The sequence below is a fragment of the Arthrobacter sp. TMN-50 genome (genome assembly GCF_054511125.1).
Genome location: NZ_JBTNDG010000009.1, coordinates 95839 through 112455 on the forward strand (window position 1 = coordinate 95839; position 16617 = coordinate 112455).

Sequence of the window (16617 nt, forward strand, 5' to 3'; positions counted from 1 at the left end):
CGCTCCGCCGGGTCGCGTCCCGCATTCACCAGTGGTTACGGAATGCGGGACCAAAGCCCCTGTAGCGGTGCGGTCGGTGGCGGCATGCTGGGTCAATGGCTGAAAAGTATATTGTCGTCGGAGTGGACGGGTCGCCGTCGTCAATCCTTGCGTTGCAGTGGGCCGAACGGCTTCACCCCACCATCGGCGGCGGTATCCGGGCCGTCGCCGCGTGGCAGATTCCGTTTTCCTACTACGAGTTCCCTCCCGCGGGATGGAACCCAGAAGAAGTCGCCGAGACAATTTTGTCGGAGGCGCTAAGGAAGGCCTTCCACAACGACCTGCCCCGTTACGTCACCACCATTACCCGTCAGGGAGCACCGGCCAGGGTGCTCCTTGAAGAAAGCAAAGCAGCACAATTGCTGGTGGTCGGCAGCCGGGGACACGGCGGGTTTGCTGGCCTGCTGTTGGGCTCGGTGAGCTCCACCGTCGCCGAACACGCATCATGTCCGGTGCTCATTGCTCATGGCCCCGATATATTACCCCCGAGCGAAAGCAGTACCGCATGAAGCGCAGCATCGTCGTTGGATATGACGGGTCGGATCAGGCACGCATGGCACTTGAGTGGGCGGCGGCGCAGGCCGTGTTGGAACAGCGGACCCTGCATCTTGTGCACGGTTGGATCTGGCCATTAATCACCCACGATGTAGGCCCGGTGGAGGGCGTCGCGGACAGCGGACTCAAACATGCTGCGGAGACGGTCCTCGCCGAAGGGGAAACGAAGGCACGGCAGCTTTCGCCCGGGCTTGAGGTCCAGACGAGCCTCATCGCCGGGGTCGCGTCAGACATCCTCGCTCGTCTGTCGCAAGACGCGCACCTGATGGTGGTGGGCAGCCGCGGGCTGGGCGGGTTCCTGGGTCTGTTGGTCGGGTCGGTCAGCCTCAAGCTCGCCACCACAGCTCACTGCCCGGTAGTCGTGGTGCGAGCTCAGGAGGCCCCCAACGGTCCTGTGCTGGTCGGCGTCGACGGATCCCCCAAGAGCGAGACAGCACTGGACGATGCGATCTCCCTAGCAACTCTGTGGGATGCGCCTCTAAAACTTCTACACGTGCGCGACGACGTCCGCCTGTTCGGGCGGAATCATTCCTACCCGGGGTCCGAGGTCAAAGCCATGCAGATCCTCTCGGCCGCAGCGCAGCGCGCCCGCACGGCCATGCCGGGTATCGAGGTCGAATCGGCGCTGGTGACCGGTCACTCTGTAGCTGGCACCATCCTTGAGGCCGCAGTGACAGCGCGCATCGTGGCGGTGGGTGAGACCGGCCAGGGGCACTTCCTGGGTGCCGTCGGTTCCACGGCGCAAGCGGTTCTCCACCATGCCAAAGGCAACATCCTGATTTCCCGACGGCCCAGAAACTGAGCGTCAGCTTACGTCCTGGCTGTCCATTGCCAGTTCCTGACCTCCGGCAGGTCCTCGCCTGCGGTCCTGATGTACTGATGGTGGGCGATCAACTTGTCCTTCAGACTCTCCCTCGCGTGCGATGAAATGTCGCGAAGTCGTGGCACCCGGTCGATCACGTCGATGGCCAGATTGAACCGGTCGATCTGATTCACCACACACATGTCGAACGGCGTGGTGGTGGTGCCTTCCTCTTTATAGCCGCGCACATGGAAATTGTTGTGATTCGTGTGGCGGTAGGTCAGCCGGTGAATGAGCCACGGGTAGCCGTGATAGGCGAAGATCACCGGTTTGTCCTGGGTGAACACCGCATCAAACTCAAGGCTCGACAACCCGTGGGGGTGGCTGCTCTGGTCCTGCAGCCGCATCAGGTCCACGACGTTGACCACCCGAATCCGCAGGTCCGGGAAATGGGTCTTCAGAATTTCGACGGCGGCAAGGGTTTCCATGGTGGGCACGTCTCCGGCGCAGCCCATGACGACGTCGGGCTCCTCCCCCGCCTCCGAGCTGGCCCACTCCCAGATGCCAACACCCTTGATGCAGTGCCGGATCGCTGATTCCATGTCCAGATACTGCAGCTGGGGCTGCTTGCCCGCGACGATGATGTTCACGTATTGCCGGCTGCGCAGGCAATGATCTGCCACCGACAAAAGCGTGTTCGCGTCGGGCGGCAGGTATACCCGGATCACATCGGCCTTCTTGTTGATCGCATGGTCGATGAACCCTGGATCCTGGTGCGAAAATCCGTTGTGGTCCTGCCGCCAGACGTGGGACGTCAACAGATAGTTCAGTGAGGCGATCGGGCGACGCCACGGGATGCCGTTGGTGGTGGTCAGCCACTTGGCATGCTGGTTGAACATCGAATCCACCACGTGGATGAACGCCTCGTAGCAGGAAAAGAACCCGTGCCTGCCGGAGAGGAGATACCCTTCCAGCCAGCCCTGGCAGGTGTGTTCGGACAGGATTTCCATGACCCTGCCGTCGCGGGCCAGGTGATCATCGCCAGGGACTACCTCGGCATTCCAGGTTCTGGCGGTGGCCTCCAACACGTTATCCAACCGGTTGGAGTTGTTTTCGTCGGGGGCGAAGACCCTGAACGATTCCATGTTTCCCGACATGACGTCCCGGAGGAAAGTTCCCAGCACCCTGGTGGATTCGACAGTACCGGTCCCGGGGGATTCGATCGGAACCGCATACTCGCGAAAATCGGGCATCTGCAGGTCACGGAGCAGCAGTCCCCCGTTGGCATGAGGGTTGGCGCTCATCCTCCGCGTGCCCTCCGGGTGGAGGCCGCGGATGGCTGGGACGGGCACGCCGTCGTCGTCGAACAGCTCCTCCGGCCGGTAGCTGCGCAGCCACTTCTCGAGAACCTCCCGGTGGTCAGCGTTTTCGCGGGCCCCGCTGAACGGCACCTGATGGGCACGCCAGGTGCCTTCCACCTTGACGCCGTCTACGTCGGCTGGGCCGGTCCAGCCCTTCGGCGAGCGCAGCACGATCATGGGCCAGAGGGGACGATCGGAGTCCCCCTCGGTGCGCGCCCGGCGCTGGATGTCCTGGATGTCGTCGAGGCAGCTATCCAGCACGCCAGCGAAGTCCTGATGCATTTGGTCCGGGTCCGAGCCTTCCACGTAATACGGGATGTGGCCGTACCCGCGGAGCAGTGCATCCAGTTCCTCGCGGCTGATCCGCGCCAGGACCGTGGGGTTGGCAATCTTGTAGCCGTTGAGGTGCAGGATCGGCAGGACTGCACCATCCCGGCGGGGGTCAACGAACTTGTTGGAGTGCCAGCTGGCCGCGAGCGGTCCAGTCTCGGCTTCGCCGTCGCCAATGATTGCTGCGACCGTGAGGTCCGGATTATCGAACGCTGCACCGTAGGCGTGGGAGAGGGCGTACCCCAACTCGCCTCCCTCATGGATCGACCCGGGGGTTTCCGGGGCGACGTGGCTGGGGATGCCGCCGGGGAAAGAGAACTGGTGGAACAGTCGTCGCATACCAGCGCCGTCCCAGGAGATGTCCGGGTACGTCTCGCTGTACGTGCCTTCAAGCCAGGCTGCGGCAACGGCCGCGGGCCCGCCGTGGCCGGGCCCCATGATGTAGATCATGTCGAGCTCGCGCGCCATGATGGCCCGGTTAAGGTGTGCGTAGATGAAGTTCAGTCCAGGCGTGGTTCCCCAGTGGCCCAGCAGCCGGGGCTTGATATGTTCCGGCCGCAGGGGCTCCTTGAGGAGTGGGTTATCCATAAGGTAGATCTGTCCCACCGACAGATAGTTCGCCGCCCGCCACCAGGCGTTGATGTTCGACAGTTGGGCAGGATTAAGGACCGGCTGCTGACTCATGGACTTCAGCTTGTAGCCAAAGCAAGCCATGTTCCAGTGCCAAAGGACCCTTATGTACTCACCGTCCGGGAGTTACGGTGAGTACATAAGCACGACGGCCAGCAGATGATGCCCGTCCCCCTCATCCTTCCTGGCTGTGAATCATCGGCGCAGAAATCATCGATCGGTAAACGGCTTCGTCGCCCGCTTGTATCCTCTCAGCCGCTCACCCGCAGTCACGACAAGCTGCTGTCAGTTTTCCTTTTTCGACCCATTGGTACATGATGTATACATCAACTAGTCAAATAAGAAGATGAGTGGTCAATGAAGGCACGAGTCTGGCCGCTCTAACCTGGTGATATCTGAACGGCGTGGCCTTGAGCAGTTCTACCCTCTGGCCGGTCTAGTTGTAGTCCCCTGGTTGCCGAATCGCTGGACGTTACTCGGGAGCGACCCACAAGCCGTTCCAGTAACGCCACAGGGCACATAGTCGACTTGTGCTCAACCGCGCAATACCTTCCGGACTAAAGGCCCTACCGGTGCCGGGCGTTCGTATCTACGGTGGGCACATGGAAACACAGGCACACTCCGCGCAGAGGCAGGCACACACATGACCGCTCCCACCGTCTCCGATGAATTTTGGGACACGCCCGGGCTGCTCCGTGCTTCCCAGACCCTGAACGCCGATGAGTGCTGGGCGCTGATGGCCGGCCAGACGACCGGGCGCATCGGGTTCCTTTATGAGGGAATGGTCACGATCTTCCCGCTGAACTGCATTGTGTACGACGGCGGTGTGTACTTCCGCACCTCAGAGGACGCAGTGATCGCCCGGAGCCAACTGGAACAGGCCGCATTCCAGCTCGACCACATCGACACGCCCACCCGCAGCGGGTGGACCATCCTGGTGAACGGTCCGGTCAACCGCATCACCGATCCAGCCCTCCTGAAGACATTATGGGGAAGCCGCGCCGACGAGCCGTGGGCTCCCGGTCAACGCAACGTGTTCTTTGGCATCAGCCCGCGGAAAATCAGCGGTCGACGGCTCCGCGCCGCTCACTAGAGCCCAGTCAGGTCTCGGCTCGCTGGGTCCAGGAGCTGCGCCAGGTGGATGCCGCGGCGGTCGCTAAGATCCTCAAGCTGGGTCCGGCAGGAGAAGCCGTCAGCCAGCACGACGGCGTCGTCGACCGCCGCCCGAACGGCCGGCAGGAGTTGCTGCTCGGCCACGGCCACCGAGATCTCATAGTGGCCCCGCTCCACGCCGAAGTTCCCGGCGAGGCCACAGCATCCGCCGAGCTTCTGCAGCGTGGCACCGGCGCTCTCGAGGAGTGCGGCGTCGGGGCTCCAGCCCATCACCGCGTGGTGATGGCAGTGCGGTTGCGCGACGACGGTGCTCCCCACCAGGGACGGCGGCGTGTAACCGGGGGTCGTCGCGAGGAATTCGGCGAGGGTGTGGGTGGCTTCGGCCACCCGGCCGGCGACATCGTGTCCGAGCAGCTCGCCCGCGTCTGACCTGAGCACCCCCGTACAGGAGGGCTCCAGGCCCACAATGGGGATGCCCTTCTCCACCGACGCTCCGAGCACGTCCACGCTTGAGCGCAGGATCTTCCGGGCCGAGTCGAGCTGGCCGGTCGAGATCCAGGTGAGACCGCAACATACCGGGGCCTCGGGGATCCGAACCTCGTAACCCGCCGCTTCCAGCACCCGGACTGCCGCCTTCCCCACCTCCGGGGAAAAGTTGTTGGTGAACGAATCGGCCCAGAGCAACACCGGCGGGCGGTCTGCGGAGGGAGCGGTGCGGCGTGCGTTGAACCAGGCGTGGAAGGTCTGCGGCGCGAAGGCTGGAATGGACCGCCGTTGGTCGACGCCCGCCAGCCGAAGCCCCAACTGGCGTGCACCGGGCAGCCGGACCAGACTGTTGACCAGTTTTGGGGCGAAGGACGCCAGTTTCGCCCAGCGCGGCAACCACCCCAGCGAGTAGTGCGAGGCGGGCCGGATCCTGCCCTTATGGCTTTGATGCAGCACCTCGGCCTTGTAGGCGGCCATGTCGATGCCGGTGGGGCAATCGGAGGCGCAGCCCTTGCAGGAGAGGCAGAGGTCCAGGGCGTCGTGCACCTCGGGTGCCCGCCAGTTGGGTTTCCCGCCCCTGCTGCCACCGGTGACTGACCCGTTGATCATCTCCTGCAGCACCCGCGCCCGGCCGCGGGTAGAGTCCTTCTCTTCCCGGGTCGCCAGATAAGACGGGCACATGACCGAGGTGTTGTCCGCATGCGATGCCCTGCACAGGCCGACGCCGGTGCAGCGGTGCACCGCCTGGCTGAAGTCGCCGTCGTCGTGCAGGTAGCCGAAACCCAGTTTGGACCGCAAGGGCCCGGCTTCCGCCACCCGGACGTTGGCGTCCAGCGGCTCAGGATTGACGAGGATGCCGGGGTTGAGGATGTTGTCCGGGTCGAGGATGCCCTTGACCTTACCGAAGAGGGAGATGGCTGCGGGAGAGTACATGTAGGGCAGGAGTTCGCTGCGGGCGCGGCCGTCGCCGTGTTCTCCGGAGAGGGACCCACCGTAGCGGGCCACCAGCTTCGCCGCGTCGGTGAGGAACTCGCGGAACACCGTGGTGCCGTGGTCGGCCAGTGGGAAGTCGAGGCGGATGTGGACGCAGCCGTCCCCGAAGTGACCGAACGGGAACCCGGTGAGGTGGTGGGTCAGCAGCAGGTCGTCGAACTCGCGGAGGTAGTCGCCCAGCCGTTCCGGTGGCACCGCTGCGTCCTCCCAGCCGGCGTGGGCGGGTGCCCCCGCCGGTGAGCGCCCGGCGAGTCCGCCGCCGTCTTCGCGGATCCGCCACAGCGCCAGCGCCTCCCGCGGATCGGTGATGATCTGCGCGTGCCTGGCCTCCTCGATGGCGCTGAGGCGCCCCGCGCGATCGGCGACGTCGACGGCGTCATCCCCGGAAATCTCAACGAACAGCCAGGCCGCACCGCCGGGCAGTTCGGGTACCGCCTGCGGGCCCTTCCGGGTGCGGACCACCTCAACGATCCGCGAATCCAGGCCCTCGCACGCGGTGGGCTGGAACGGCAGGACGCTGGTGACGGCGTCGCCCGCGTCGCCAATGGTCTCAAACCCGAGCACCACCATGGTCTTGTGCGGGGCGTCGGCGACCAGCCGCACTCCGGCCTCGAGCACGACGGCGAGCGTCCCCTCGCTGCCCACCAGCGCCCGCCGCAGGTCAAACCCGCGCTCAGGCAGGAGATGTTCGAGTGAGTAACCGGACACCTGTCGCCCGAAGCGCCCCAGTTCCGTGCGGATGGTGCCCAGTTCTGCACCCACCAGCGAGCGCAGCACGTCGGTTTCCGGGGACGACGGCGTACCATCCGCGCCAAGAAACAGCCGGGCGCCGGACCCGGTGACGACGTCGAGGTGCGTCACGTTGTCGGCCGTGCGACCGTACGCGAGCGCCCGTGAGCCGCAGGCGTTGTTGCCGATCATTCCGCCGACGGTGCAGCGGGTGTGCGTGGACGGGTCGGGCCCGAAACGGAGTCCGTTTGCCAGTGCCACCTTCTGCAAAGTCGCATGCACGGCGCCAGGTTCGACGACGGCGGTGCGGGCCTCGGCATCGAAGTCCAGCACCCTATTGAGGTGGCGGCTGAAGTCGATCACGACGCCGGTCCCGATGGAATTGCCGGCCAGCGAGGTACCGGCACCGCGGGAGGTGAACGGGATGCCCCGTTCACGGCAGACCTCGAGAGTGGCGAGCACCTCGTCCAGGTGCCGTGGGAAGACGACGGCGGTGGGCTGCACCCGGTACAGGGACGCGTCGCTGGAGTAGGCAGCCCGGGACGTTGCATCGACCCGAACGTCGACAACTCCCCTGGTCTGAAGTTCTGAAACCAGGGAGGTGGGTGCTGTGAGCGTCGTCGCCATGAGTAACATGTTACCCGCCGTTCAGGATCCCCGTGGTTCAGGAGTCGAAGTTCTCACAACATCATGCGAGCCCGGATAGGTGAACGTCACGGAGCGTTTACGTGGCACGCCATGAGTGGAAACGCGGGCTCCGTACCGTCGGGGGGAGTAGCAACACCAACCCTGGAGGTCTCCGTGAGCATTGACGAAGTATCACCCCCGGCCCTGAGCGCTCCAACCGCCACGACCGCGTCGCCGCTCGCCCACCGGCCCGGCCGCTGGATCGACAACTGGGATGCCGAAGACACCACACAGTGGAACAGCGTCGGCAAGCCTATCGCCAAGCGCAACCTGCAGTGGTCCATCGCCTGTGAGTTCCTCGGGTTTGTGGTCTGGCAGCTCTGGTCGATCGTTGTCGTGTACCTGCCGGCGGCCGGCTTCACGTTCACCACCTCGCAGATCTTCTGGCTGATCTCAATGCCGTCACTGGTCGGCGCGACCCTTCGCATTCCCTACACCTTCATGGTGCCGCGATTCGGCGGCAGGAACTGGACAGTCGTCTCCGCTCTGCTGCTCCTGATTCCCACCATCGGGCTGGCTGTCTGTGTCTCGAACCCGGACACGCCCTTCGGTGTATTGCTCGCTGTCGCAGCCCTCGCGGGGTTCGGTGGCGGCAATTTCGCCAGCTCGATGGCGAACATCACCTACTTTTATCCGGCCCGCGAGAAGGGCTGGGCGCTCGGCCTGAACGCCGCGGGAGGTAACCTCGGCGCCGCCGTCGCGCAGCTCGTGGTTCCGATCGTCGTCGCCCTCGGTGCTGCCGCCACCCTGAACCTGCCGCTCGCCGGATTGTTCTGGGTGCCGCTGATCATCATCGCGGCCGTCTGTGCCTGGAAGTACATGGACAACCTGTCCAACGCGAAGAGTGACATCGCGGGCTCTCTGGCGGCCCTTCGCGAGCCGCACTTCTGGATCATGGCGCTGCTCTACATCGGCACCTTCGGCTCCTTCATCGGGTTCGCCGGTGTCTTTCCGAAGCTCATCGTCGACTCATTCCCCGCCTTCTCCACCCTCGCGATGGGACCGGTCACCCTGTCCCTTGCCTTCCTCGGACCGCTGGTCGGCTCCCTCGCCCGGCCGTTCGGCGGCCGCCTCGCCGACCGCTTCGGTGGAGCGTTGATCACCGTCGCAGCCTTCGCGGTCATGGCCGCAGTCGCCCTCACGGTTGTCTGGACGCTTCCGCTCGCCAACTTCTGGCTCTTCCTGGGCCTCTTCCTTGTCCTCTTCGCCGCTGCTGGAACCGGCAACGGCGCCACCTACCGGATGATCCCCATCATTTTCGCGGTGCGGGGAGCCGCTGTCGGACAGACTGATCTACGCGAATCGGTCAGCACAGCCCGCAAATCCGCGGCTGCCCTTGGCCTGATCTCGGCGATCGGCGCCTACGGAGGCTTCCTCATCCCGCAGGTCCTCAACGCCTCGAAGGGTGCCTCCGGCAGCTACGACTTTGCCTTCTACGGTTTCGTCGGCGGGTATGTGCTGATGCTCCTCGTCACGTGGTTCTTCTACCTCCGCCGCTCCTCGGCCCTCGGTAAGGTCTGACCACCATGGAACAAACCGGCCCCGAACAGCGCACCCACTGCCCCTACTGCGCCCTCCAGTGCGCCATGACCGTCACCGCCGCAGCGAACGGCACCGAGGCGACGGTCGCCGGTCGGGACTTCCCCACCAACCGGGGCGGGCTGTGCCGGAAAGGCTGGTCGGCAGCCGATCTGCTCCGCCACCCGGACCGTCTGACCGCGCCGCTGCTCCGCGGCAGCGACGGCGTGCTGCGGGAAGCCCCCTGGGCCGACGTGCTGCAGCTCATCAACGACCGCGTCCGCACCATCCAGGCCGCTCATGGGCGGGACGCTGTTGCGGTGTTCGGCGGCGGAGGCCTCACCAACGAGAAGGCCTACACCCTTGGCAAGTTCGCCCGCCTCGCCCTGCGCACCTCCCGCATCGATTACAACGGCCGGTTCTGCATGTCGTCCGCTGCGGCAGCCGGGAACCGGGCGTTCGGGGTTGACCGCGGCCTCCCCTTCCCCCTCGAGGATCTCGACGCCGCCTCGGTGATCCTCCTCCTCGGCTCGAACGCCGCCGACACGATGCCGCCCTTCGTGCAGCACCTCCGCGGCGCCCAGGGCACGGGCGGGCTGATCGTCGTCGACCCCCGGCGGTCCGCGACGGCCCGCCTCACCGACCAGGGCAAGGGCATCCACCTGCAGCCCACCCCCGGCACTGACCTCGCGCTCCTCCTCGGCCTCGCCCATGTGGTGGTCGCCGAGGGTCTGGAGGACCGCACGTTCCTTGACGAACGGACCACCGGGCACGACGACGTCGCCCGCGACCTCGCGCGCTGGTGGCCCGAGCGCGTCCAGAGCCTCACGGGCGTTCCAGCGGAATCCATCCGGGCCACTGCACGGCTGCTGGCGCGGGGCGCACGCAGCGGAGCCGACGGCGGTCCGGGCGCCTACATCCTCACCGGCAGAGGCATCGAACAACACGCTGATGGAACGGACACCACGACGGCGGCCATCAACCTCGCGTTGCTCCTCGGGCTGCCCGGCACCTCCCACAGCGGCTACGGGACGCTGACCGGCCAGGGCAACGGCCAGGGCGGTCGCGAGCACGGCCAGAAGGCCGACCAGCTGCCCGGCTACCGGAAGATCACCGACCCGGCCGGCCGCGCCCACATCGCCGAGGTGTGGGGAGTACCCGAGGCAGCGATCCCCGGGCCTGGGCTTCCCGCCGTCGAACTCCTCGCCGCGCTGGGCCGCCCGGACGGCGTCAGGTGCCTCTTCGTGCACGGGGCCAACATTGCCGTCTCGGCGCCGAACGTGACCACGGTCATCGACGGCCTGCGCTCACTGGACCTGCTCGTCGTTTCCGACTTTTTCCTGTCCGAGACCGCGGCGCTGGCCGACGTCGTCCTTCCGGCCCTGCAATGGGCAGAGGAAGAGGGCACCATCACCAGCCTCGAGGGCCGCGTCCTTCGCCGCCGGGCTGCCGTGGCGCCTCCGGAAGGCGCCCGCAGCGAACTCTGGATCATGCAGGAACTCGCCCGGCTCCTGGAGGCTCCGTCGCTGTTCAGCGAGGACCCCGAAACGATGTTCAACGAACTCGCCCGAGCCAGCGCCGGTGGCCTCGCTGATTACTCAGGGCTCGACTACGAGCTGCTCGACGGCGGGACAGCCGCCTACTGGCCCTACCCGGTGGGCGGCACCGGGACACCCCGGCTCTTCCTCAACGCGTTCGCGCATCCGGGCGGGCGGGCAGCCCTGGTCCGGGTCGCCCCGCAGGCCGCTAGGACCGATACCCGTGTTCCCGCACCGCTGCTCCTCGCGACCGGCCGCCTGCTCGAGCACTACCAGTCCGGCACCCAGACGCGGCGAGTACCCGAGCTGTTGTCGGCACAGCCCGGGCCACGGCTGCAACTTCATCCCGCCACGGCTGATGACCTCGGCATTGCCCAGGGCGATGCTGTCGTCGTCACGAGTGAGAACGGCGAAGCCCACGCCCTGGCGGACCTGACGGCGGACCTTCGGCAGGACACGGTGTTCCTCGCGTTTCACTACGCGGAGGCAGGTAGCGCGAACCGGCTCACGGGCAGCGCGACCGACCCCATCTCCGGCATGCCGGAGTTCAAGACAACCCCGGTCCGGGTAGCGGCTCTGTCCGTCCACCCATCCCGGTCATTGGCAGACGAGCTGGAGGTCAACGCATGAGTAACCCTGAGTCTGGTGCTCCGGAGCGGATCGTCGTCGTGGGTTTCGGCCCGGTCGCGGCCCGGCTCGTTGAACATCTTGAGCCACTCGTCGCCGCTGGAAAAATCGCCGTCACGGTCATTGGCCAGGAGACGGACGCCGCCTACAACCGGGTGCTCGTCGCCGACGTGGCCGTCGGCCGTAGCCGCGAGGCCGCCATCGGGTTGGCCGACCCGGCGGCGTTGAGGGCCCTCGGCGTCGACATTCGCCTCGGCACCCGGGTGGCCCGGGTGGACCGCCCGGCCCGGCAGGTACTGCTCGACGGCGGCGAGGCAATCCCCTATCACCGGCTGGTTTTCGCGACCGGTTCGCGCCCCATCCTGCCGTGCCTCGAGGGCATGGACGACGGCGGATCACAGGCGTTACCCGCAGGAGTCAGTTTCCTGCGCGACCTCGACGATGCCCGCGCCCTGGCAACCGCCCTGGCCTCCCGGGAACGCATCGTGGTGCTGGGCGGCGGCATTCTCGGCATCGAAGCGGCCCTCGCCGCCGCCGAGGAGGGCGGCCGGGTCACCCTCGTGCACCACGGCCGTTCCCCGATGGAACGGCTCCTGGGTGAAGGGGCCCTGGTGTTGGCGGCAGCGCTGCGTAACGCAGGCATCGCCGTCGTCGCCGGCACCTCCACCGGGGTGCACCTGGTGGACGGCCGGTTCGCGGGCCTGAACCTCGCGGACGGGACGAGGGTCGACGGCGGCAGGCTCGTCCTCGCGTGTGGTGTGCGGCCGCGGACCGAACTCGCCGAGGGGTGTGGCCTCGACGTCGCCGATGGCGTGCTGGTCGATCACACGCTGCGCGCGGTCGACACGGAGGGCATCTGGGCGATCGGGGATTGCGCCGAGGTGCGGTGCCGGATCAGTTCCTGCCCGGCCTGCACGGAGGACACCGCCCCGCAGGGGCTGATCGGTCCAGGCTGGCAGCAGGCGGACTACCTCGGCCTGGCGTGGGCGGCCGAATTCGCTGCCGCTCCGGCCCCCACCGTCGGGCTTCCCGAGCGACGCGACGCCGTCCTGGTATTGAAGGCCCGCGGCGTGGACGCTGTGACGGCCGGCGAGACGGACGCAGATCCCTGGGCGGTTCAACCGGGGCTGGCTGTGGCGGTCTGGGCAGACCCCGGGCACGGACGCTACGTAAAAATGGTCACCCGCGACGGCGTCCTGACGGGGTTGGTCTGCGTGGGGATGCCACGGACCGGCGCCGAACTGGTCCTGCTTTTTGAACGCGGCAGTGAGCTCCCGGCTGACCGCTCCAGTCTGCTGCGGCTGGACAGTGCCGAGGGAGCGGTGGCGGCGATTCCTCCCGGACCCGATGCGACTCTCTGCCGTTGCGCGGGCGTCACCCGGGGCACGGTGGCGGATTCCGTGGTGAACGGCTGCGCGTCTGTCCCCGACGTCTCAGCCAGCACCAGGGCGGGAACGGGTTGCGGGGGATGCCACGAGGACATCAAGGCCGTGATTGAACAACACTTCGCCGTGGCGGTCTAGGACAGTGGCGGTCTAGACGTGCAGTCGGTACCCACGCTTGACCACGGTCTCGACCAGGGAAGGATCGGGCAGGGATTTCCGCAGCCGGTTCACGTTCATGTCCAGTGCGTGGCTGGCGCCGGTGCGGGCGAGCATCTCCACCAGGGCTTCCCGACCGAGGACAGCACCCCGCGCGGACACCAGGGCTTTGAAGAGGACGAGTTGTGCCGGGGCGAGGTCCACCTCCACCTCATCCACCCGGACGGCCCGGCCCCGCACCTCGACGTACCCGGACGAAGTGCTCAGCTGTTCCACGTAATTCTCCGACAGGTGGTCACAGACCAGGCGGATCAGTGCGCCCATCCGGAATCGTTCCGGCACGAGCGGAACGATCCCCGCCTCGATCAGTGGTTGCGCTGTGACCGGCCCGACGGCGGCGGTCAGGACGGTGGTACGGAACCGCTCAACCAGTTCCGCGTGAAGGCCCTGCTCCGCCGCGGTGCTGAACAGCGCGTCCACGGCGGGGGCACTGGTGAAGGTCACGCAGTCCAGCTGGCCGGTGCAGATAGCCTCGATCAGGCGGGGTAACCGTTCGGCACCCTCGGGTTTGACCCAGCGGTAGGGCGTTACCGTCAGCAGGGTAGCGCCGGCGGCCTGCAGCCGATCCAGTTGATGGGCGTCGGCGTACGCGTGCAGTTGAACGCCAATGGTCAGTCCCGAGAGGTCCTGCTCCAGCAACTGGTCGACGAGGGTCGCCGTCGTCTCATCGGAACTGATGCCCTCGTCGTCCAGGCCCGCGGCGCGCACCGCTCCCCTGGCTTTGGGCCCGCGGACGTAGATCCGGCCCTCACCTAGCACCTCAAGGAGGTCGTCACCCAGCCCGGCCGCGTCCGCGGCCTCGAACCAGCGGCGCATCCCGTAGGCGGTGGTGATGATGAACAGGTCCGGGCGCGCGGTCACCATCGCCGCGGTGTCCGTCAGTAGCGCCACGTCCTCCACGATCGGCGCGATCTTCAACGCCGGGGCGTGGAACACGGCTGCACCGCGCCGCTCGAGGGCATCGATGAGGTCGCCCGACCGGCGGTCGGAGGTAACACCGATGCGGAAGCCAGCTAACTGTTTACCGGCTCCGTCCATGCGGATCGCCCCGGTCACGATGCCAGGGATTCGGTCAGTCGCGCCAGATGCGCGGCGCCGCCCTGCAGGTCGAGTCCGACACGCACCACCTCACCGATCACGAGGACGGCGGGTGATTGGCACCGGTTGACGCCAGCGGCTGTGACGATCGTCGAGAGGGTGCCCGCCGTCGTCCGCTGGGATGGGCTATACCCGCGCTCGACGACGGCGACGGGCATGTCCTGCCGAATCCCGGCGCGGCCGAGTCCGGCCACCAACTGCGGTAACGTCGAGACCCCCATGAGGACCACAATGGTGCCGCCCAGCCCCGCGAGGTGCCCGTGTTCCTCATCAGTCAAAGGGGCGTGCCCGGACACCACCGTGAACAGGTGGCTGACTCCACGGTGCGTGACCGGGATGCCCGCGGCGGCGGGCACAGAAATCGCCGAACTCACGCCGGGGACCACCCGGCAGAGGACCTGCGCCTCAAGGCAAGCCGCCAACTCTTCGCTGCCGCGCCCGAACACGAAAGGGTCTCCACCTTTCAGCCGGACGACGTGCCGTCCGGCACGGGCGTGACTGACCAGGAGGTCATTGATCCCGGTCTGCGGCACCCGGTGATGGCCCGGTAGCTTCCCGACGTCGATCAGTTCGGCAGCCGGAGCGAACTCTGCGAGGGCCTCGGCGGGGGCCAGCCGGTCGTACAGGACCACATCTGCCTCCCGGAGGGCCGCCGCAGCGTCGAGCGTCAGGAGCCCCAACGCGCCGGGGCCGCCACCGATCAGAGTCACCTGGCCGGTGTCCGCCGGCGCTGCCTCCCGCGTGAGAAGGGATCCGGCGCTGTGGCACCGCTCCCGGAGTGCATCACCGGCCGGGTTCGGTCCAGGGGCGGCCGCCGCGGCTACGGGTGCCCCGTCCACAACGACGACGAGGGCGGCGCCGTCGAGCACGGGTACCGTGCAGTCGTCAGGATTGGGATACCGCTCGACGGCGGCGCCCGCAGCCCGGTACCGCGCCACGGCCCGGCGGGCGGCCCACTCACTTCCGATGACCACCACGCGGCGTCCAGACATATCAATATCAAGGTGCACGGCTCAGCCCTCCACGGTTTCTGCTGGGGCGCGGACGGGGATCGCCGCTCCGAGGTTGACGCGTCCTGCGCCGGCCTCTATCTCTACGGGGGTAGCCGGGCGGCGCTGGCCACGCTCCTCGACGAGGACGATGGATTGGTCTGCGGCGTCGGGTGCGTTGACGAAGGACCGGAAACGCCTGAGCCGGTCGGGGTTCTTGAGCGTCGCCGCCCACTCGTCTTCGTAGTGCTCCACATGGCGGGCCATCGCGGCTTCGAGGTCGGCGGCGATGCCGAGAGAGTCGTTGATGACGACGTCGCGCACGTGCTCGAGGCCGCCGTCGAGGTCGTCCATCCAGCGGGCGGTCCGCTGCATGCGGTCGGCGGTGCGGATGTAGTACATGAGGTAGCGGTCGATGTACTGGATCAGCGTCGCGTCGTCGAGGTCCTGGGCGAGCAGCTGGGCGTGGGCGGGCTGGAAGCCGCCGTTGCCGCCGACGTACAGGTTCCACCCCTGGTCGGTCGCGATGATGCCCACGTCCTTCCCGCGTGCTTCGGCGCACTCACGGGCGCACCCGGAGACCCCCATTTTGAACTTGTGCGGTGCGCGCAGCCCGCGGTACCGGAGCTCCAGATTGATCGCCATGGCCACCGAGTCCTGCACGCCGAACCTGCACCAGGTGGACCCGACGCAGGACTTCACGTTCCGCAGGGCCTTGCCGTACGCCTGACCGGACTCGAAGCCCGCCTCGACGAGGATCTTCCAGATCTCCGGCAGCTGCTCCAGCCTGGCCCCGAACAGGTCGATCCGCAGGGCGCCGGTGAGCTTGACATACAGGCCGAACTGCTCGGCGACCTGCGCGATGACGGCGAGTTTCTGCGGCGTGATTTCTCCGCCGGGGATCCGCGGGACCACCGAGTAGGTGCCGTTGCGTTGCATGTTGGCGAGGGCACGGTCGTTGGTGTCCTGCAGGGTGCCGCGGCCGCCGTCGAGCACGTATTCCCCGCGCTGAGTGGCGAGGATGGAGCCGATGGCCGGTTTGCAGATGTCGCAGCCGTGCCCGGTTTTCGCCTCATCGGTCGCCCCGAAGCGGAGGATGATGTACTGGAAGGACGCCAGGTCGAGAGCCTGGATGGCTTCGAACAGCTCGGGCCGCGACATCGCGAAGTGTTCGCAGATGCCCTTCGACACAGTGCGACCAGCCTTGGTGAGCTCGGCGTCAAGCAGCTTCTTGAGCATCGGCACGCAGGAGCCGCATTGGGTTCCCGCACGGGAACACGCTTTAAGTGAGGGCATGTCAAGCGCCGGGTCGGTCGCCTCACCGTTGGCGTCCAGGCCGTGCACCGCTGAGCGGCACGCCCCGGCGGTGACGTTGTTGCAGGAGCAAAGGACGGCGTCGGGGGGGGGGGGGGGGGGGGGGGGGGGGGGGGGGGGGGAGGGGGGAGGGGGGGGGGGGGGGGGGGGGGGGGGGGGGGGGGGGGGGGGGGGGGGGGGGGGGGGGGGGGGGGGGGGGGGGGGGGG

The 16617-nt window shown here is 67.2% G+C and carries 11 protein-coding genes; 6 read left to right on the forward strand and 5 right to left on the reverse strand.

What is annotated here, in order from left to right; all coding sequences use genetic code 11:
* Nucleotides 1-95: 95 nt before the first annotated feature.
* Together ACX80A_RS11660 and ACX80A_RS11665 are read left to right on the forward strand one after the other, a co-directional pair.
* Nucleotides 96-548: a universal stress protein gene (locus ACX80A_RS11660; protein WP_459259877.1), complete on the forward strand. Its 453-nt coding sequence runs from the start codon at nucleotides 96-98 to the stop codon at nucleotides 546-548.
* The gene (locus tag ACX80A_RS11665; protein WP_459259878.1) at nucleotides 545-1396 is read left to right on the forward strand and encodes a universal stress protein; all 852 of its coding nucleotides are present in this window, start codon (nucleotides 545-547) and stop codon (nucleotides 1394-1396) included. Before ACX80A_RS11660 ends, ACX80A_RS11665 begins: the two co-directional genes overlap by 4 nt.
* An 8-nt stretch (nucleotides 1397-1404) precedes the next feature.
* On the opposite strand, the gene ACX80A_RS11670 is transcribed toward ACX80A_RS11665, so the two are convergent.
* Nucleotides 1405-3771 (reverse strand): phosphoketolase family protein, encoded by a 2367-nt coding sequence (locus tag ACX80A_RS11670; RefSeq protein WP_459259879.1) that lies wholly within the window; start codon nucleotides 3769-3771, stop codon nucleotides 1405-1407.
* A gap of 589 nt (nucleotides 3772-4360) precedes the next feature.
* Here ACX80A_RS11670 and ACX80A_RS11675 point away from each other — a divergent pair.
* Nucleotides 4361-4810: a pyridoxamine 5'-phosphate oxidase family protein gene (locus ACX80A_RS11675; RefSeq protein WP_459259880.1), complete on the forward strand. Its 450-nt coding sequence runs from the start codon at nucleotides 4361-4363 to the stop codon at nucleotides 4808-4810.
* Here ACX80A_RS11675 and ACX80A_RS11680 read toward each other — a convergent pair.
* Nucleotides 4807-7665: an FAD-binding and (Fe-S)-binding domain-containing protein gene (locus ACX80A_RS11680; protein WP_459259881.1), complete on the reverse strand. Its 2859-nt coding sequence runs from the start codon at nucleotides 7663-7665 to the stop codon at nucleotides 4807-4809. The genes ACX80A_RS11675 and ACX80A_RS11680 overlap by 4 nt on opposite strands.
* A gap of 174 nt (nucleotides 7666-7839) precedes the next feature.
* On the opposite strand from ACX80A_RS11680, the gene ACX80A_RS11685 reads away from it, so the two are divergent.
* Genes ACX80A_RS11685 through ACX80A_RS11695 form a run of 3 tightly spaced genes read left to right on the forward strand, consistent with a single transcriptional unit; the run spans nucleotide 7840 to nucleotide 12931 of the window.
* Nucleotides 7840-9246, forward strand: a complete 1407-nt coding sequence (locus ACX80A_RS11685; protein WP_459259882.1) for an MFS transporter — start codon at nucleotides 7840-7842, stop codon at nucleotides 9244-9246.
* 5 nt (nucleotides 9247-9251) lie between these two features.
* Nucleotides 9252-11411, forward strand: coding sequence for a molybdopterin oxidoreductase family protein (locus ACX80A_RS11690; RefSeq protein ID WP_459259884.1), 2160 nt, complete (start codon nucleotides 9252-9254; stop codon nucleotides 11409-11411).
* Nucleotides 11408-12931: an FAD-dependent oxidoreductase gene (locus ACX80A_RS11695; RefSeq protein WP_459259885.1), complete on the forward strand. Its 1524-nt coding sequence runs from the start codon at nucleotides 11408-11410 to the stop codon at nucleotides 12929-12931. The genes ACX80A_RS11690 and ACX80A_RS11695 overlap by 4 nt, the downstream gene beginning before the upstream one ends.
* Nucleotides 12932-12943: 12 nt before the next feature.
* Here ACX80A_RS11695 and ACX80A_RS11700 read toward each other — a convergent pair whose 3' ends face one another.
* The 3 genes from ACX80A_RS11700 to ACX80A_RS11710 all read right to left on the reverse strand — a co-directional run.
* Nucleotides 12944-14047: a uroporphyrinogen-III synthase gene (locus tag ACX80A_RS11700; RefSeq protein WP_459259886.1), complete on the reverse strand. Its 1104-nt coding sequence runs from the start codon at nucleotides 14045-14047 to the stop codon at nucleotides 12944-12946.
* A gap of 14 nt (nucleotides 14048-14061) precedes the next feature.
* Nucleotides 14062-15117: a uroporphyrinogen-III C-methyltransferase gene (gene cobA, locus ACX80A_RS11705; protein ID WP_459259887.1), complete on the reverse strand. Its 1056-nt coding sequence runs from the start codon at nucleotides 15115-15117 to the stop codon at nucleotides 14062-14064.
* 3 nt (nucleotides 15118-15120) lie between these two features.
* The coding region (locus tag ACX80A_RS11710; RefSeq protein WP_459259888.1) for a (2Fe-2S)-binding protein at nucleotides 15121-16617 on the reverse strand (1497 nt) is incomplete at its 5' end.

Bases quoted from the DNA above. Each gene is read 5' to 3' on its own strand.
- ACX80A_RS11660 (WP_459259877.1), top strand. From the start codon at position 96: ATGGCTGAAAAGTATATTGTCGTCGGAGTGGACGGGTCGCCGTCGTCA.
- ACX80A_RS11665 (WP_459259878.1), top strand. From the start codon at position 545: ATGAAGCGCAGCATCGTCGTTGGATATGACGGGTCGGATCAGGCACGC.
- ACX80A_RS11670 (WP_459259879.1), bottom strand. From the start codon at position 3,771: ATGAGTCAGCAGCCGGTCCTTAATCCTGCCCAACTGTCGAACATCAAC.
- ACX80A_RS11675 (WP_459259880.1), top strand. From the start codon at position 4,361: ATGACCGCTCCCACCGTCTCCGATGAATTTTGGGACACGCCCGGGCTG.
- ACX80A_RS11680 (WP_459259881.1), bottom strand. From the start codon at position 7,665: ATGGCGACGACGCTCACAGCACCCACCTCCCTGGTTTCAGAACTTCAG.
- ACX80A_RS11690 (WP_459259884.1), top strand. From the start codon at position 9,252: ATGGAACAAACCGGCCCCGAACAGCGCACCCACTGCCCCTACTGCGCC.
- ACX80A_RS11695 (WP_459259885.1), top strand. From the start codon at position 11,408: ATGAGTAACCCTGAGTCTGGTGCTCCGGAGCGGATCGTCGTCGTGGGT.
- ACX80A_RS11700 (WP_459259886.1), bottom strand. From the start codon at position 14,047: ATGGACGGAGCCGGTAAACAGTTAGCTGGCTTCCGCATCGGTGTTACC.